We start from the raw sequence: 16,480 nt of genomic DNA, 5'->3' as shown, positions 1-16,480 counted from the left end.
GCAGGGCGTCCACGAGCCGGCGGTAGAAGTCCAGCCCGCGCCGGTTCACCGGCCCGCGGCCGTCGGGCAGCACCCGCGGCCAGGCAACGGAGAATCGGTAGGCCCCCGCCCCCAGGTCTTTCATGAGATCGACATCCTCTTGCCAGCGGTGATAGTGGTCGCAGGCGAACTCACCCGACTCGCCCCGTGCCACCGCGCCGGGCACCCGGCAGAAGGTGTCCCAAATCGAGGGCCCCCGGCCGTCGGTGTCGACGGCCCCCTCGATCTGGTACGCCGCGGTGGCCGTGCCCCACACGAAGCCCGCGGGAAAGGTCCGCGGCATGGCGGGGCGTTCGTCGGTCGCCGTCATCCCTTGATCGCTCCAGGTTCCGTGCCCGCTCCGGTGAACAGCCCGGACACGGCGGCCGGCCGTGTGGGCGATGGGACCGTTCCCCCGGCAGCCACGGGACCCGCCGAGCCGTACGGCGGGCACACACGCGGGCAGACGGGGTTCCGCAGCGAACACCTGAACCCCCTCGCAGGAGGAAGGGAAGCGGCTGCGAGACGTGACAGCGGCCGAGCCCGTGGCAACGAGAAAGCGCCGGCCGATGCTCGCCATCACACATAAAAGAAGGGGCAGCTGTCAAGTCACGAAAACGTGACGGAGGGAAATTCTGCTTACTGGTTGACGAGCCGCCCGATGGTTGCGTATTTTCGGGGAAACCGGTTGCATGAAACCGGTTACAGCGAGATGCGATAGCGTTTGGTCCGTGGCAACGATCAGAGAGCTGGCGCGCCTGTGCGGCGTGTCTCCCGCGACTGTCTCCCGCGTGTTCAACAACCCCAAGGTGGTGAACGCGAAGACCAGGGAGCAGGTCCTGCGGACGGCGCGCCAGATCGGCTACCTGCCCAACGAGTCGGCCCGCACGCTGGCCACCAAGAAGTCCTTCATGGTCGGCCTCGTGTGGGACACCGACCACCGCCGCCCCGGCTGGCGGCACCCGTTCTTCCAGGAAATTCTCATCGGCCTGAAGACCGCGCTCAGCGGCCGCGGCTACCACCTGCTCATGCTGGCCACGAGCGGGGAGCCGACAGAGGACGCCTACGTACGCGCCGTGCGCAGGCACAACCTCGACGGCGTGGTGATGATCGACAGTGGCACGTGGGACCCCTCACTGCGGCAACTGGCCGAGTCGGGCATCCCCTGCGTCAGCCTCGACCGTCCCGTGCAGGGTCCCCGCGCCACGTACGTCACCTCGGACAACGTCGGCGGCGCCCACCTGGCCGTACGGCACCTGCACGAGCAGGGACGCCGGGCCATCGCCACGATCACCGGCCCGGCGCACACACGGCCGGGCGCCGAGCGCCTGCAGGGCTACCAGGACGAGCTGGCCCGGCTGGGGCTGCCGCGCCGGCCCGAGTTCGTGGTCGAGGGCGACTTCTACCTGTCGGGCGGCCACGCCGCGATGCGCCGCCTGCTGGAGGCCGGCGACCGGCCCGACGCCGTGTTCGTCGCGGGCGACGAGATGGCCGTCGGCGCACTGGTCGCGATCGGCGAGGCCGGCCTGAAGGTGCCCGAGGACATCGCCCTGGTCGGGTTCGACGACATCGAGGTGGCGGCGCTCGTGCCGCCGGGCCTGACGACCGTCGCCCAGGACAAGGACGGGTTCGGCACCGCCGCCGCGGAGGCGGTCGTCTCCATGATCAACGGCGCGGACGCCCCGCCGCCCCGGATCCTGCCGGCCACGCTCGTCGTGCGCGGCTCCAGCACGCCTCCGCTCTGAAACCTGGCTTCTTCACGCATGCTCAGGAATCGCGGCGAGGCCGGTCACCCCGCTGGAGACAGCCCCGCCCCTCACCGCGGTCCGCGTCCGGGCCGGTCACCGCGCCGGAAGAACCCCCGGTCCTCGCGAAGCCCGCTCCGCTGGGCCTTCGCCGCGGTCCTCGCTCCCTTCCGGCCCGCTCCCTCCCAGCCCGGCTGAAACCTGTGTGGACAGCGTGCATTCTGGAGCGCTGTGCTCCCGGAGGCGCTTATCGTGATGAGGCATCCATCGCTTTGATCCTCCGGGGGACTTCTGTGTCCGAGCAGTCCTGGCCTGCCCGCATCCGTACCGAGTTCGCGCAGCGCGTGCTGGATTTGCGGCACCAGCACCCCGGGATCCTCGCCTCGCTGGACCAGCACATGGCCGCCGTCAGGCACGCCATCGCGGAGCTGGGCGAGCGCGTGGGGCCCGCCTCTCTGGTCGCCTACCTGATCGGCTACTGGGACGGCGCGCGGGAGAAGGGCTGGCTGGCGCCGGGACCGGACCAGCCGCTCGACTTCGCCGCCCTGCGCATGACCGCCGTCTGCCTGATGCTCGACGCCGCGGCCGAACCGGCCTGACGACGCGGCGGCGGGGCGCCCCTCCCCGTGGAGGGACGCCCCGCGACGAACGGCGACGCGCTCACCCGCGCGGCGACGGGGGCTCCTCCGGAGGATTCGTCCAGGAGGAGGTGGGCCGCGCCTCGCCCGGCGCGTCCTGCGGCATCGGGGCGCCCTGGGGTCCGGGAACCCCCTGAGATCCCGCCTGCGCCCCCGGTGAGACCGCACTCCCCGGTGAAACCGTGCCGGCCGGAGGAACAGGGGTCGTCGGTGCGCCCGGGGCGGCCGGGGGAGTGCTCTCGGGATACGCGGGCCGGGGCGCCTGCGCGCCCTCGGCGCTCGGCGCACTCCCGGCGTTCGGCGCGGCACCCTGCGGGTACGCCGCCGGGGCCGGCTGGGCGAAGGCCCCCACCCGCTGCTCGGTCCGCGGCACGGTGACCGTCTCCATCGCGTCGGCACGGCCCCGGCTGTAGGCCGCGGCCTGGGCGCGGATGGTGTCGGTCTCGGCCTCCGCGCGGTTCAGCCAGCGCTCCCAGCGCTGCTGCATGGGCCGGACCAGGCCCCCGCCGACGCCGACGATGAGGATGCCGGCCACGGCGGCCAGGAAGGTGATCAGCACCGGGGTCGTGACGGTGGTCGCGACCTCGATCTGGTTGAGCGCGGCGATGACGCCGAGGCCGATGATGAACACCGACGCGATCGTGGCCAGCGCCCGGCCGTACGACAGGGAGCCCAGAGCGGCGGTGACGATGTCCTTGACCGCCCTGGCGATGGCGGTGGCGACCACGACGATGACGATCGCCACGGCGGCCTTGGGCAGCCACGCCACCACTCCGGCGAGCAGCTCGCTGACGGGGTTGGGCCCGAAGACGGAGAAGGCGATCTGCAGCGTGACCAGCAGGACCGCGTAGTAGACCAGTTTCGCCAGCAGGCCGGACGCGTCGTACCTGCTGCGCGCCAGCACCCGCCCCACACTGCCGCGCTCGACCCACCGGTCGAACCCGACGCGTTCGAGAACGGCGTCGACGGCCTTCCGCAGTGCCTTGGCGATCAGCCAGCCCACGGCGAGGACGACGACGAATGCGAGGAACTTGGGGACGAACGTGGCGACCGACGACCATGCGTCAGCCACTCCTCTTCCCCAGTCGACCGGAGCGGCCATGGGTCCTCCTGTTCAGAGCCTTCCGCGACGTACGACGCCCACGGCTACCCGGTGATCCGCGTCTCATTCCGGACGCGTGTCCGGCCCGGCACGCGAAGCGACGCTCCGCCCCGGCAGAGGCGCACGTCAGCCCTGCCGTAGGCACCCGGAGAAAAATCGGGAATGTCCTCGCTTCCGTATGCTGTACGGTATGACGTACGACAAGAGAGGGGCCTGTTCGTGTACGAGCCGAGCGACGAGGAACTGAAGAGCGTCGAGGACTGGTTCTCCCAGTACGACGCGCTCGCCGAGCAGGGGGAGATCGAGAAGCTGGCCGACCTGGCGGTCTTCCCGATGAACCTGGTCACCGACGTGCCGGGCGGATTCGCCGCGGTGCGGCAGTGGACGCGCGAGGAGTACGTCGAGGCGATGAAGGAGGCCATGGGCGGCGGAACGGCGGGGCTCGGGCTCGAGTCGGTGCGAACGCCGCGTTTCCTCAGCCCCAACCTCGTCTTCGTGGAGACCACGGCGACGATGACGGTCGAGGGCCGGAGGGAGAGCATGCACTACGGCGACCTGCTGGTGCGCACCGAGGAGGGGTGGGCGTTCCAGACGATGGCACAGGGCGGCTGGGGCCACGGCTGGCCGCCCGCCGAGCGCGGCTGATCAACGGCTGATCAACGGCTGATTCGCGGCGGGCACGCGGCCGATCCGGCCACGCGGCCCGGAAAAACAAACTGCGCACGAAACCGCGGCGTGGTTAGGATTTCCGCTGCCGCGAAGGATCCGGCGGCTCGGGAAACAGCACAAGAGTGGCCGGTCTCCGGAGCCGGCACATGAATGACCACGCACCTCCCGGTGCGAAGGCAGCGGTTACTTCGAGGTTCGAATCCTTACAGCTCCCATGGGCTGCCGGCCCCACAGGCGGGCCAACCGCCGTCACCCCGATCTCGGGAGGAGCACGACTTCACCGGCCGCGCCCGGTGCGAAGGCAGCGGTTACTTCGATTCGGGATCGAGTGGTCGCAGGTTCGAGTCCTGCCCGGCCGGAAATCCGGCCGGTAGCTCAGCCGGCAGAGCGCTGTCACCGCCGCCGCTTCCGATCTCGGGCGCGTTCCGGAGAACGAGGACGGGCTCCTTCCCTGACGTGGAAGGAGCCCGTTTCCATGGCGAAATTCAACACCGGCACGGCCAGGCCCGCGGCGGTCAGCCCGGTCACCACCGAGGCCGTCCCGCGCGGTCGTACGCACGAGGGCGCGCCCGGCTACCTCCGCGACCCCAGGTCGGAGCTGTTCGTCCTCGCGGTGTCGAACATGGCCGGGGAGGACACCTTCTACGAGAGCGCGGGCGACCGCGACGGCAGGTTCCGCGCCCTCGTTCACCGGGTCGCGGTGGAGGACGGCGACTGGATGGCCCGTTTCCTGCCGTGGCTGCGGGGCGGGGCGAACATGCGCTCGGCGTCCCTGGTCGCCGCCCTGGAGTCCGTGCACGCCAGGCTCGCCGCCGGGCTGCACGGCGGCAACCGCGAGCTCGTCGCCTCCGTGCTCCAGCGGGCGGACGAGCCGGGAGAGGCGCTCGCCTACTGGACGTCCCGGTACGGCCGGGCCGTCCCCAAGCCGGTCAAGCGCGGCATCGCCGACGCCGTGCGGCGGCTCTACACCGAACGCTCCCTGGTCAAGTACGACAGCGGCGCGCGCGGCTTCCGCTTCGGCGACGTCGTCGAGCTCGTCCATCCCACGCCCGCGGACGACCGGCGCGCCTGGCAGGGCGACCTGTTCGCGCACGCGCTCGACCGGCGCCACAACCGCGACAAGCCGATCCCGGCGTCACTGCGGACACTGCGTGAGCGGGCCGCGCTACTCGCCCTTACGGCGGAGGAGCGCCGGACGGCGCTGTCCACGCCGGAGCGCCTCGCCGCGGCGGGCATGACCTGGGAGGCGCTCGCCGGCTGGCTCCAGGGCCCGATGGACGCACAGGCCTGGTCGGCGGTCATCCCGTCGATGGGATATATGGCGCTTTTGAGGAATTTGCGGAACTTCGACGAGGCCGGCGTGGGCGACGACGTCGCCGAGCGGGTCATCGCGAGACTCACCGATCCGGAGGAGGTCGCGCGTTCCCGGCAGCTGCCGTTCCGGTTCTTCTCGGCGTACCGGAACGCGCCGTCGCTCCGCTGGGCCCACGCCCTGGAGACGGCGCTGACGCTCGCCACCCGCAACGTGCCGTCGTTCCGGGGACGCACGCTCGTGCTCGTGGACACGTCGTCGTCCATGGCGTCCGGGGCGGTCTCCGCGCGGTCGACGGTCGCCCCCGTCGACACGGCGGCGCTGTTCGGCGTGACCCTCGCGGCGCGCGGCGACCGGGTGGACCTCGTGGGCTTCGCCAACGGCGTCTTCCGGCACGAGATCCGGCCGGGAGCGTCCGTGCTGCGTGAGGTCGAGCGGTTCCGCGCCCGGATCGGCGAGGTCGGCCACGGCACGCTGATCGCCGACGCGCTCACCCGGTCGTGGCACGGTCACGACCGTGTGGTGATCCTCTCGGACATGCAGACCATGGCCGGGTCCCACGGAGGAGGGGTCACCACCGCGGTTCCGGCGAGCGTGCCGGTGTACGGCTTCAACCTCGGCGGCTACCGAGCCGCGGCGATGCGGACCGGCTCGGCGAACCGGCACGAGTTCGGCGGCTTCTCCGACGCCTGCTTCCGCATGATCCCCTTGCTGGAGGCGGGCACGTCGGCCGACTGGCCCTTCTGACCTCGGCGGCAGCGCGGCGAGGGCCCGGTCCGTGCGTAGCGGGCTTCGCCAGGACCGGGCCCTCCGCCTTGCCCGGCGGTGTCCCGGCGATCCACGCCATCACTCACCACAGGGGGGCGACGCATCCCGCTCCGGACAGTTGTATAAGCTTCCTATGTAAATCTGGTTCCCGTCCGGAGGAACTCCTGTGTCCGACTCCCCGAACGCCGATTCCCGCGAGGATGCCCACCCGATCGCGGCCATCCTGGACGACCTCGCGGTGCTCGCCGTACGGCGGCTGTCCACGCGCGAGATCAGCCTCACGGCCGCGACGACCCTGTCGTACCTGGACAGGAACGGCCCGGCGCGGCTCAGCGTGCTCGCGGCTGAGCAGGGCGTCACCCAGCCGTCGATGACCCAGCTCGTGCAGCGCCTCGAGCGCGAAGGGCTGGTGAGTCGCGGCGTCGACGCCCAGGACGGCCGGGCCGTGCTGGTCGGCGTCACCGACGCCGGCCGCGCGCTGCTGGCCGAGCGGCGCCGCCGGCGCAGGGAGCGGCTCGACGAGATGCTCGGCACGCTGTCCCCCGGCGAGCTGCGTGAGCTGACGCGGGCCGCCGGCGAGTTCCTCCCCCTGCTCCGGCGCCTGCTCCAGAGCGCGGCCGACGAGTAGGGGCCCGGTCGGCTCCCCCTCGCTACTACCAGGAGGTCCGGTGAGCTCTGCTCATGCCCCCGTCTCCAATCCCTTCAAGCAGCCGAAGGCGGTCTGGGCCGTCGCCTTCGCCTGCGTGATCTCGTTCATGGGTATCGGCCTGGTGGACCCGATCCTGCCGGCCCTCAGCTCGAAGCTGCACGCCACGCCCAGCCAGGTCTCCCTGCTGTTCACCAGCTATCTGGTCGTGACCGCCGTGGCGATGCTGGTCACCGGGTGGGTCTCCAGCCGGATCGGCGCCAAGCGCACCCTCATCGCGGGCCTCGCCCTGATCGTGGTGTTCGCCGCCCTCGCCGGGATGTCCGGCAGCATCGGCGGCATCGTCGGCTTCCGCGCCGGCTGGGGCCTCGGCAACGCCCTGTTCATCGCCACCTCGCTCGCCGTCATCGTCGCGTCGAGCAGCGGCGGCTTCGCCGGAGCGATCATCCTGTACGAGACCGCGCTCGGCGTCGGGATCGCGGTCGGCCCCCTGCTCGGCGGCGTGCTGGGCGGCATCAGCTGGCGCGGCCCGTTCTTCGGCGTCGCGGTCCTGATGGCGATCGCGCTGATCGCCACCGTCACCCTGGTGCGGCCGACGCCCACGCCGGCGACCAGGACCAGCGTGACCGCCCCGATCAAGGCCCTGCGCCATCGCGGCCTGCTCATCCTGGGCCTGACCGCGCTCTGCTACAACTGGGGCTTCTTCACGGTGCTCGGCTACGCGCCGTACCCGATGGAGCTCAACGAGCACCAGCTCGGCCTCGTCTTCACCGGCTGGGGAATCCTCGTCGCGGTCTTCTCGGTCTTCGGCGCCCCGCGGCTGCAGGCCCGCTTCGGCATCGCCCGCACGCTCTACGCCAACCTCGTGCTGTTCAGCCTCGACATCCTGGTGATCGCGCTGTTCACCGACAACCGGACCGTCGTGATCTGCGGCGTGATCGTGGCCGGCATCTTCATCGGCGTCAACAACACGGTCACCACCCAGGCGGTCATGACCGTCTCGCCCGTGGAGCGGCCGATCGCCTCCGCGTCGTACGGCTTCATCCGATTCATCGGCGGCGGCCTCGCGCCCTTCGTCGCGGGCAAGCTCGCCGAGCACTTCGACAGCCGGCACGCGCCGTTCTACCTGGGCGCCGCCGCGGTGCTCCTCGGCGCGGTGGTCCTCACCGCCGCGCACCGGCAGCTCGGCGAGGCCGAGCGCGCCCAGGCGGAGATGGCCGCCGCCGACCCGGCCGCCGCGCGGCGGGAGGAACTGGAGGAGGAGGCCCTGGCCGAGGACATCGGCTCGGCCACCTGATCGACGCGCCCGGTGCGCGCGGGCCGGGTCAGATCCGCGTGAGCAGGTCGGGGGTGAGCGCGGCGACGCCGGCGCAGCCGGACAGGGCCAGGGTGAGATCGGTCTCCGCGAGCACGCAGCGGATCACGTGCTCCACCCCGGCCTGCCCGTCCAGCCCCAGCCCGTACGCGTACGGACGGCCGAGCAGCACGGTCCTGGCGCCGAGCGCGAGCGCCTTGACGACGTCGTCCCCGGTGCGGATGCCGCCGTCGAACAGCACGGTGAGCCGGTCGGCCACGGCGTCGGCGACGGCCGGCAGGGCGTCGGCCGCCCCGATCGAGCCGTTGACCTGGCGTCCGCCGTGGTTGGAGACGACGACGCCGTCCATTCCGGCGTCGGCGGCCAGGCGGGCGTCGTCGGGGTGCAGGACTCCCTTCAGCACGATCGGGCCGTCCCAGTGCTCGCGCAGCAGCGCGAGGTCCGGCCATGTCTTGCCCGGGTCGCCGAACATGCCCACGAAGTGCAGGACCGCCGCGTTCGGGTCCTCGTGCACCGGCCGGGCGAGCCCGGCCTGGAACGCCGGGTCGGTGAAGTAGTTGGCCGTGCCGACGCCGCGCAGGAACGGCAGGTACGCCTGGTCGAGGTCGCGGGGCCGCCAGGCCAGCAGCGGGGTGTCGAGGGTGACGACGAGCACCGTGAACCCCGCCGCCTTGGCCCGGGCGAGGAAGCTGAGGGTGACCTCGCGGTCCTTGCCCCAGTAGAGCTGGAACCACCGCTCGCCGTCCCCCATGGCCGCCGCGACGTCCTCCATCGGCGTGCTGGAGGCCGACGACAAGGCGAAGGGCACGCCCAGCGCCGCCGCCGCGCGGGCGGCGGCCCGCTCGGCCTCGGGGTGCATGATCGACAGCACGCCGATCGGCGCCAGCGCCAGCGGCGCGGGCAGCTTCCTGCCGAGCACGGTCACCGACAGATCGCGTTCGCGCACGTCGCGGAGCATCCGCGGCACGATCCGCCAGCGGTCGAGCGCCTCGCGGTTGGCACGCCCGGTGCGCCCGCTGCCCGCGCTCCCGGCGACGTAGCCGAACGGGCCCGGGCCGAGCCGCCGCTCGGCCATCTCCTCCAGCCGGGTCAGGTCGGTCGGCAGCCGGGGCACGGCCCCCGTCATGCCGTTGAGGTAGATCTCGTACTGGAAGTCCGCCCAGGTGGTCATCGTCGTCCTCGTTCCGCGACCGAATCGACAGCGGCACGCTACCGAATCATCGCCCTCATCGCCCGAAAGCCGACAACCCGGTCATACCAGCTCACCGCGGCCCGGGAGCGCGGCGGAAGGCGAAGGGCTCGCTCTCGCGGCCCGGCACGACGAACCAGCACTCCCCGGTGCCCTCGCTCGCCAGCAGCGAGACAAACGCGTCGACGACCGTCTCGACGTCGAGGATCGGGAACTTCAGCTCGTCCAGCAGCGTCTTGATGTCGCCGTCCAGGATCGCGGTGTCCGCGAACGACGGGCACAACCCCTGCACCCGGATGCCGAGGGGCTCCAACTGTGGGCCGAGCGAGCGGACGAGCCCGACGACCGCGTGCTTGTTGGCCGCGTAGACGGGATCCTGCGGAATGCCCACGATCCCCGCCATGCTGGCGGTCGCCACGATCACACCTCCGGCCCGCATCGCCGGCAGCGCGGCGTGCACGCCGAAGACGACGCCGTCGAGGTTGATCCCCATCACGCGCCGGTAGCGGTCGAGGTCGAAGTCCTCGCCGAGCCCGCAGCCCGAGGCGACGCCCGCGTTGAGGAAGGCGAGGTCGAGCCCGCCGTGCCGCTCGACCGCGAGCGCGACCGCGGCCTGGTTGTCCTCCAGCCGGGACACGTCGGTCCGGACGAACGAGGCGCCGATCTCCTCCGCGGTGCGCGCGCCGGCCTCGGCGTCGACGTCGGCCAGCACGACGTGCGCGCCGTACGCCGCCAGGCGGCGGGCCACACCCGCGCCGATGCCGCCCGCGCCCCCGGTGACGAGCGCGACCTTGCCGGAGATGTCGTCGGTGTTCACAGTGGGAGCCCTCCCGTCGCGGCCCTGGTCGAGCCGGTGGCCCGGTAGGCCTCGATCGTCCGTTCCGCGATGCGCATCTGGTGGATCTCGTCGGCGCCGTCGGCGAACCTGGCCCATCGGGCGTGCTGGAACATGTGCGCCAGCGGAGTGTCGGTCGAGTAGCCGAGCGCCCCGTGGATCTGGATGGCACGGTCGACGATCCGGTTGAGGCTGTTCGCCACGAAGTGCTTGGCCATCGAGACCTCGGTGCGGAAGTCCTCGCCCTTGTCGATCTTCGAGGCGGCGTGCAGCACCATGAGCTTGCACTGGTACAGCTCCATCGCCGAGTCGGCGATCATCCACTGCACGCCCTGTTTGCCGGCGAGCAGCGACCCGTGGCTGTACCTGTCCAGCGCCCTGCCCACCATCATGTCGAGGGCCGTCTCCGCCTGCGATATCCACCGCATGCAGTGCGCCAGCCTGGCCGGGCCGAGGCGGTACTGCCCCAGCCGGTGGCCGTTGCCCCGCCCGCCGAGCACCGCGGAGTCCGGCACGCGCAGGTCGGTGATGACGATCTCGCTGTGGCCGGTCGAGCCGTGCATGGTCTCGATCTCGCGTACGTCGTGCCAGCCCTCGGCGGGCAGGTCCACGAGGAAGGCGGTGTTGGCGCCCCGCGCGCCCTCCGGCAGGTCGAACTCCGTCTTGGCGATCAGGATCGCGAAGCTCGCCCTGCGGGCGTTGGAGATGAACCACTTGTGCCCGTTGATCACCCATTCGTCGCCGTCCTTCACGGCGCTCGTACGAATGAGCGTGGGATCGGAGCCGGCCACCTCGGGCTCGGTCATCGCGAAGCACGACATCTTCACGCCGTCGAGCAGCGGACGCAGGTAGCGCTCCTTCTGCTCGTCGGTGCCCCAGTGCAGCAGCGTGTGCATGTTGCCCTCGTCGGGCGCCGCGCAGTTGAGCACCCACGGGCCGAGCCTGGTCTTGGCCGCCTCGGCCTGCACCATGGCCAGTTCTACGTGGCCGAGGCCCATGCCGCCCCACTCCTCGGGCATGTGCGGCAGCCAGAGCCCCTCCTCCTTGGCCCGGCGGCGCAGGTCGAAGATCGTGCGCAGGTACTCGTCCCGGGTGAGCGCCTTCTCCTCGGAGTCCTCGAACGGCTTCACCGCCGGGATCACGGTCTCCTGGACGAACGTCCGCACCCGTGCGCGTATCTCCTCGTGCTCGGGAGCGAGCGTGAAGTCGATGGCCATGATCCTCCCTCGGGGCCCGCTAATGCGGCTGCCGCACCATATAAGGCGATCGCCTGAAATACCGTATCCTTCGGGCGTACGGGCGACAAGGGAGGCGTGATGGCGGCGGAGACCACGGTCCGGCGGCTCGTGGACGCCGCGGAACGCCTGTTCGCCGAGCGCGGCATCGACGCGGTCTCGCTGCGCGAGATCAACGCCGCCGCCGGGCAGCGCAACTCCACCGCGCTGCAGTACCACTTCGGCGACCGCGCCGGGCTGCTGAAGGCGGTGCTCGCCAAGCACCGGCCGGAGATCGAGGCGCGGCGCCACCAACTTCTGGACGAGTACGAGGCACGCGGCCCGCTGCCGCCGGCCCAGGCACGTCGCACGCTCGCCGCCGCGCTCGTCCGCCCGGCCGCCGCCAAACTGGCCGACCCCGACGGCGGCCGGGCCTACCTGCGTGTCATGGAGCAACTGCTCCACCGCATGCCGCCCAGCATCCCCGATGACGGCGGCGGCAGCATCGGCCGCTGGCGGGAGCTGGTCGCCCCGCTGCTCCCCGAGGCCGCCGTACGCCTGCACCAGCGCTTCATGGCGATCCGCATGACGTACGTGGAGCTGGCCCGCCGGGCGGGCGCGGCCCCGGCACGGGACGACCGCCTGTTCACCAGCCACCTGATCGACGTGGTCACGGCGGTCCTCGCCAGCGACGTCTCCGAGGAGACCGCCCGACTCCTCGCCGAACGCGAGCAGCGCCCCTGAGGGCGGCTCGGCCGTCATCGCCGTACTTTTGCCCTGTCTGGGGAATTCGCTGCCGGAGCCTAGCGGCATCGGGGGCACACACTCCCTAGGACGACCGCCTCATGGCGGTGTCATCGGGCATCAGGGGATCCGGCGGCGGACATGATCCCGCGTCCGTCTCGCGGGTCGCGCCGGGCACTTCTCGTGTGGATCGACGAACCCGCCCAAGTCACACGCGATCGGCCAAAGGGTGATCATGCCGAGTCACGCATCGCGAACAGCACGGGTCGGGAGCGGCCCGCGGATTCCGTCCAGGCGATCACGCGGACGGCTGCACCACGTCTTCGAGGCACGTTGTGACCTGACGCCGGGGGCGACGGCTCTGGAGTGCGGACAGCTGAGGTTGACGTACGCCGCGCTGGACGCCCGGGCGAACCGGCTGGCGCACCTGCTGCGCGACCTGGGGATCGGATGCGGATCCCGCGTCGCGATCCTGCTGCCGAGGTCGGTGCACACGTACGTGGCACTGCTCGCGGTGGGCAAGGCGGGCGCGGCGTTCGTGCCGATCGACCCCCAGTCGCCGCCGGACCGGGTCGGCTACATCCTCGACGACGCCGGCGTCGACCTCGTGCTCACCACGTCGGACCGGTCGCTGACCGTCGTCGCGCTGGGGCACCGCGTGCTCGACCTCGACGCCTCCGCCGGCCTCGCCGCCGCCGCGCCGATCACCCGCCCGCTCGACGGCGCGGCCGACGACGATCCGGTCGCGTACGTCATGTACACCTCCGGGTCGAGCGGCCGGCCGAAGGGCGTCGAGGTGGCGCAGTCGAGCATCCGCAACTTCCTCGACATCGTGCCAGGCCTGTACGGCGTGCGGCCGCACGACCGGGTCTACCAGGGGATGACGATCTCCTTCGACTTCTCCATCGAGGAGATCTGGCCGACGTGGTCGGCCGGCGCCGCCCTCGTCGCGGGCCCGGCCGGCTTACCGCAGTTCGGCGCGGAGCTCGCGGACTTCCTGGACCAGAGCGGCATCACGATGCTCTACTGCGTCCCGACCCTGCTCGCGACGATCCCGCGTGAGCTGCCGCGCCTGCGCACACTGATCGTCGGGGGCGAGCCCTGCCCGCCCCGGCTGGTGGAGCGGTGGAGCCGGCCGGGCCGCCGGATCCTCAACACGTACGGGCCCACCGAGGCGACCGTCACCGCGACCTGCGCCGAACTGCTCCCGGGGCGGCCGGTCACCATCGGCCGGCCGTTGCCGACCTACTCCGTCGTGCTGCTCGACGAGCGGCGCGACCCGGTGCCGGACGGCGAGGTCGGCGAGATCTGCATCGGGGGGCCCGGCGTCGCCCGCGGCTACGTCGGCCGTCCCGACCTGACCGCCGACCGCTTCATCCGGCATCCGCTGGCCTCCCCCGGCGGCAGGTTGTACCGCACCGGGGACCTCGGCCGCGTGACCGCGACCGGGGAGATCGAGTATCTCGGCCGCGCCGACTCCGAGGTGAAGATCCGGGGACATCGGGTGGACCTGGGCGAGATCGAGAACGTGCTGCTGGAGGACGCCGGCGTCGCCGAGGCCGTGGCCGCCCTCATGCCCGTGCCCGGCACGGGCGCCTCCGGCGGCGAACTCGCCGCATACGTCGTGCCCGCGGCAGCCAACGGGGACGGCGACCGGGCCCTCGCCGGGCGGCTTCACGACCGGCTGCGCCGCAGGCTGCCGTCGTACATGCTGCCCTCGTTCCTGGACGTCGTGGCCGCACTGCCGGCCATGCCGAGCGGCAAGGTGGACCGCAGGAGGCTGCCCCCGCCGACCGGCCGTCGCCTCGTGGGCCCCGGGCCGGTGACGCCCGCCGAAGGTGAGCTGGAGACACGCCTGCGTGAGGTGTGGGCGGAGGCGTTCGGCCTCGCCCCCGAGTCGCTGTCGGTCGAGGCGGACTTCTTCACCGACCTCGGCGGTCACTCCCTGCTGGCGGCACGCGTGGTGTCGCTGCTGCGCGCCGGTGAGATCGGCGCGGGCCTCGCGGTGCGCGACCTCTACGCCAACCCCACCCTGCGCCGCCTCGCCGCGCATCTGGGCGGCCGTACGGGTGTGCCCGAGCCGGCCGCCCCGCCCCGCCCGGCTCCCCTGCGGCACGGCGGCCGCCGGATCGCGCTCGCCGGGGCCGCGCAGAGCGCGGTCATCTACCTGCTGCTACTCGTGATCACGCTGCCGGTCTCCGTCACGTTGCACGGGTGGACCAACCCCCGTCCGATCCCCGGGGTCCCCAGGAGGGACGAGGGGTGGCTGCTGCTGCCCGCGGCCGGCGCCGGCATGCTCGCCACGCTGGCGCTGGCCGCGATGACCGCCTACCTCTGGGTGCGCTGGCTGCTGCCGGTCCTGCTCGCGCGACCGCTGGCTGCCGGGATCCGGCCCGGCCGATACCCGTTGTGGGGCGCCACCTACCTGCGGCTGTGGACACTGCAGCTGCTGCTGTCGGTCTCCCCGCTGCCGCTGCTGAGCGGCTCCCCCATGATGGGGGCGTACCTGCGGCTGCTCGGCGCGCGGGTCGGGCCCGGCGCCGCCGTCGCTACGGCCGACGTCAACCTCCCGTCGCTGCTGCGGATCGGTGCGGGCGCCTCGATCGGATACCGGGCCTCCCTGCACGCGTGGGCGGTGGTGGACGGCTGGGTGGTCGTCGCCCCCCTGGAGGTCGGTCCGCACGCGTTCGTCGGGAACGGCGTCGTGCTCGCGCCGGGCGCACGGGTCGCCGCCCACGCCGGGCTCGGCGACCAGTCGGCGCTGACGCGGGGCGAGACGGTGCCGGAGGGCGAACGGTGGGCCGGGTCGCCGCCGACTCCCGTGGAGTCTCTCGGGCCGGTGGTGGAGACGATGCTGCGCGCCCCTGCCCCGCCCGGGTGGAAGGCGCGTCACGTGGCCGCGACGGTGGCCGTCCTCTGCTGCCTTGAGGCGATCATGCTGGCCTCGATCGTGCCGAGCGTCCTGGTCGTCTGGGCGGCCGTGGCCGCCTGGGGTCTCGCGGCCGGTCCGGCCGCCGTCCTGGTGGCGGGCCCGCTGTACGTCGTCGTCGTCTGCGCGGCGGTGGCCGCCGGCAAACGTCTCGTCCTGCCGAAGGCGCCGGTCGGCGTCCACCCGGCGCGTTCCTGGCTCGGCGTACGCAAGTGGGCGGTGGACAAGCTCCTGGAGCTCAGCCTGAGGTCGACCAACTCGCTCTACGGCACGCTGTACACCTCCCCGTGGCTGCGGCTGCTCGGCGCGCGGGTCGGCCGTCGCGCCGAGGTGTCCACGGCCGCACAACTCGATCCCGACCTCCTCACGCTGAGCGAGGAGAGCTTCGTCGCGGACATGGCCAGCGTCGGCGCCGCCAGTTTCGCCCATGGTCACGTCGCCTTCCTGCCGACCGAGGTGGGCAGGCGCGCGTTCGTCGGCAACGCGGCCGTCATCCCGGCGGGGACGCGGATGGGACCGGGGTCCCTGGTGGGTGTCAGCACGGTCCCGCCGCGCGACGGCGTGCCCGAGGGCACCTCGTGGCTGGGCTCTCCCCCGATCCACCTTCCCGTACGGCAGGACAGCGGCTCGTTCTCGGAGGACCAGACGTTCCGGCCGGCTCGCGGGCTGGTGCTTCACCGCCTGGGCATCGAGTTCTTCCGCACCACCCTCCCGGCGACGCTGTTCGGCGCGGGTTTCTACCTCTACCTGCTGGGCGTGCACGCGCTCGCCCGCGTCCTGCCCCTGCCCGCGGTCGCGGCCGCCGCGCCGCTCGTCGCCGGTGCGGCAGGGCTGGGGATGATCGGCTGCTGCGTCGCCGCCAAGCGACTCCTCATCGGCGTGTACCGGCCGAGGGTGGAGCCGTTGTGGAGCCGGTTCGTCCGGCGCACGGAGTTCGTCACCGGGCTGTACGAGGCCGCCGCGGTTCCGGCCGGCGTCGCTCTCCTGGCCGGCACCCCGTTCCTCCCGCCCGTGCTGCGGTGGTTCGGGGCCCGCATCGGCAGGCGCACCTGTATAGCGACCACCTACCTGACCGAGTTCGACCTCGTGGAGATCGGTGACGACGTCGCGATCGGATCGGGGGTGTCACTGCAGACCCATCTCTTCGAGGACCGGGTCATGAAGATGTCCGCGGTGACCGTACGGTCCGGCGCGAGCATCGGCGCCCGCGCCGTGGTGCTCTACGACTCGGTGATGGGCGAGGACGTGTCGCTCGGCGCTCTGTCACTGCTGATGAAGGGCGAGCGGCTCACGCCGGGCACGAGCTGGCGAGGCATCCCGGCGCAGGCCGGCCTCGCCTGAGAGATCGGGGACAAA

At 72.2% G+C, this 16,480-nt stretch carries 12 protein-coding genes, 1 tRNA gene and 1 pseudogene; 9 read left to right on the top strand and 5 right to left on the bottom strand.

Annotated features, from left to right (window positions below; genetic code table 11):
- Positions 1–349, bottom strand: a 349-nt coding sequence (locus HHX30_RS32490; RefSeq protein ID WP_169986823.1) for a family 1 glycosylhydrolase, incomplete at its 3' end; no start/stop codon positions are given.
- Positions 350–749: 400 nt separating this feature from the next.
- Here HHX30_RS32490 and HHX30_RS32485 point away from each other — a divergent pair.
- A complete protein-coding gene (locus tag HHX30_RS32485; protein ID WP_211592881.1) occupies positions 750–1,763 on the top strand; it encodes a LacI family DNA-binding transcriptional regulator in 1,014 nt (337 codons plus the stop codon).
- A 293-nt stretch (positions 1,764–2,056) separates the two neighbouring features.
- On the top strand, positions 2,057–2,362 hold the full coding sequence (locus HHX30_RS32480; protein ID WP_169986819.1) for a DUF6401 family natural product biosynthesis protein: 306 nt from the start codon (positions 2,057–2,059) through the stop codon (positions 2,360–2,362).
- A 61-nt stretch (positions 2,363–2,423) separates the two neighbouring features.
- On the opposite strand, the gene HHX30_RS32475 is transcribed toward HHX30_RS32480, so the two are convergent.
- Positions 2,424–3,473 carry a mechanosensitive ion channel family protein gene (locus tag HHX30_RS32475; RefSeq protein WP_311922961.1) on the bottom strand — a complete coding sequence of 350 codons (1,050 nt, stop codon included), beginning with the start codon at positions 3,471–3,473 and terminating at the stop codon, positions 2,424–2,426.
- Positions 3,474–3,722: 249 nt separating this feature from the next.
- Between HHX30_RS32475 and HHX30_RS32470 the strand changes: the two genes are divergently transcribed.
- The 5 genes and pseudogenes from HHX30_RS32470 to HHX30_RS32450 all read left to right on the top strand — a co-directional run bounded on the left by HHX30_RS32470 (position 3,723) and on the right by HHX30_RS32450 (position 8,195).
- Positions 3,723–4,148 carry a nuclear transport factor 2 family protein gene (locus HHX30_RS32470; RefSeq protein ID WP_169986816.1) on the top strand — a complete coding sequence of 142 codons (426 nt, stop codon included), beginning with the start codon at positions 3,723–3,725 and terminating at the stop codon, positions 4,146–4,148.
- Between the two features lie 304 nt (positions 4,149–4,452).
- Positions 4,453–4,532, top strand: a tRNA-Ser gene (locus HHX30_RS32465).
- A gap of 115 nt (positions 4,533–4,647) precedes the next feature.
- Positions 4,648–5,619 (top strand): annotated as a pseudogene (locus tag HHX30_RS43855) (TROVE domain-containing protein); the annotation flags it as partial.
- A gap of 799 nt (positions 5,620–6,418) precedes the next feature.
- Positions 6,419–6,880, top strand: coding sequence for a MarR family winged helix-turn-helix transcriptional regulator (locus tag HHX30_RS32455; RefSeq protein ID WP_169986813.1), 462 nt, complete (start codon positions 6,419–6,421; stop codon positions 6,878–6,880).
- A 40-nt stretch (positions 6,881–6,920) separates the two neighbouring features.
- On the top strand, positions 6,921–8,195 hold the full coding sequence (locus HHX30_RS32450) for an MFS transporter (RefSeq protein ID WP_169986811.1): 1,275 nt from the start codon (positions 6,921–6,923) through the stop codon (positions 8,193–8,195).
- Between the two features lie 28 nt (positions 8,196–8,223).
- On the opposite strand, the gene HHX30_RS32445 is transcribed toward HHX30_RS32450, so the two are convergent.
- From HHX30_RS32445 to HHX30_RS32435, 3 genes are all read right to left on the bottom strand, one after another.
- The gene (locus HHX30_RS32445; protein WP_169986809.1) at positions 8,224–9,384 is read right to left on the bottom strand and encodes a lactate 2-monooxygenase; all 1,161 of its coding nucleotides are present in this window, start codon (positions 9,382–9,384) and stop codon (positions 8,224–8,226) included.
- A gap of 91 nt (positions 9,385–9,475) precedes the next feature.
- Positions 9,476–10,219, bottom strand: coding sequence for an SDR family NAD(P)-dependent oxidoreductase (locus HHX30_RS32440; RefSeq protein ID WP_169986614.1), 744 nt, complete (start codon positions 10,217–10,219; stop codon positions 9,476–9,478).
- Positions 10,216–11,454, bottom strand: a complete 1,239-nt coding sequence (locus HHX30_RS32435; protein ID WP_169986807.1) for an acyl-CoA dehydrogenase family protein — start codon at positions 11,452–11,454, stop codon at positions 10,216–10,218. Before HHX30_RS32435 ends, HHX30_RS32440 begins: the two co-directional genes overlap by 4 nt.
- 99 nt (positions 11,455–11,553) lie before the next feature.
- Between HHX30_RS32435 and HHX30_RS32430 the strand changes: the two genes are divergently transcribed.
- Positions 11,554–12,195 (top strand): helix-turn-helix domain-containing protein, encoded by a 642-nt coding sequence (locus HHX30_RS32430; RefSeq protein ID WP_169986805.1) that lies wholly within the window; start codon positions 11,554–11,556, stop codon positions 12,193–12,195.
- Positions 12,196–12,430: 235 nt separating this feature from the next.
- Positions 12,431–16,465 (top strand): Pls/PosA family non-ribosomal peptide synthetase, encoded by a 4,035-nt coding sequence (locus HHX30_RS32425; protein ID WP_169986803.1) that lies wholly within the window; start codon positions 12,431–12,433, stop codon positions 16,463–16,465.
- The last annotated feature ends 15 nt before the right edge of the window (positions 16,466–16,480 follow it).

This window comes from Microbispora sp. H10836 (genome assembly GCF_012999525.1).
Lineage (GTDB): Bacteria > Actinomycetota > Actinomycetes > Streptosporangiales > Streptosporangiaceae > Microbispora.
Note: the sequence above shows the minus strand (reverse complement) of the source record. Positions and strands in the feature narration are given on the sequence as shown.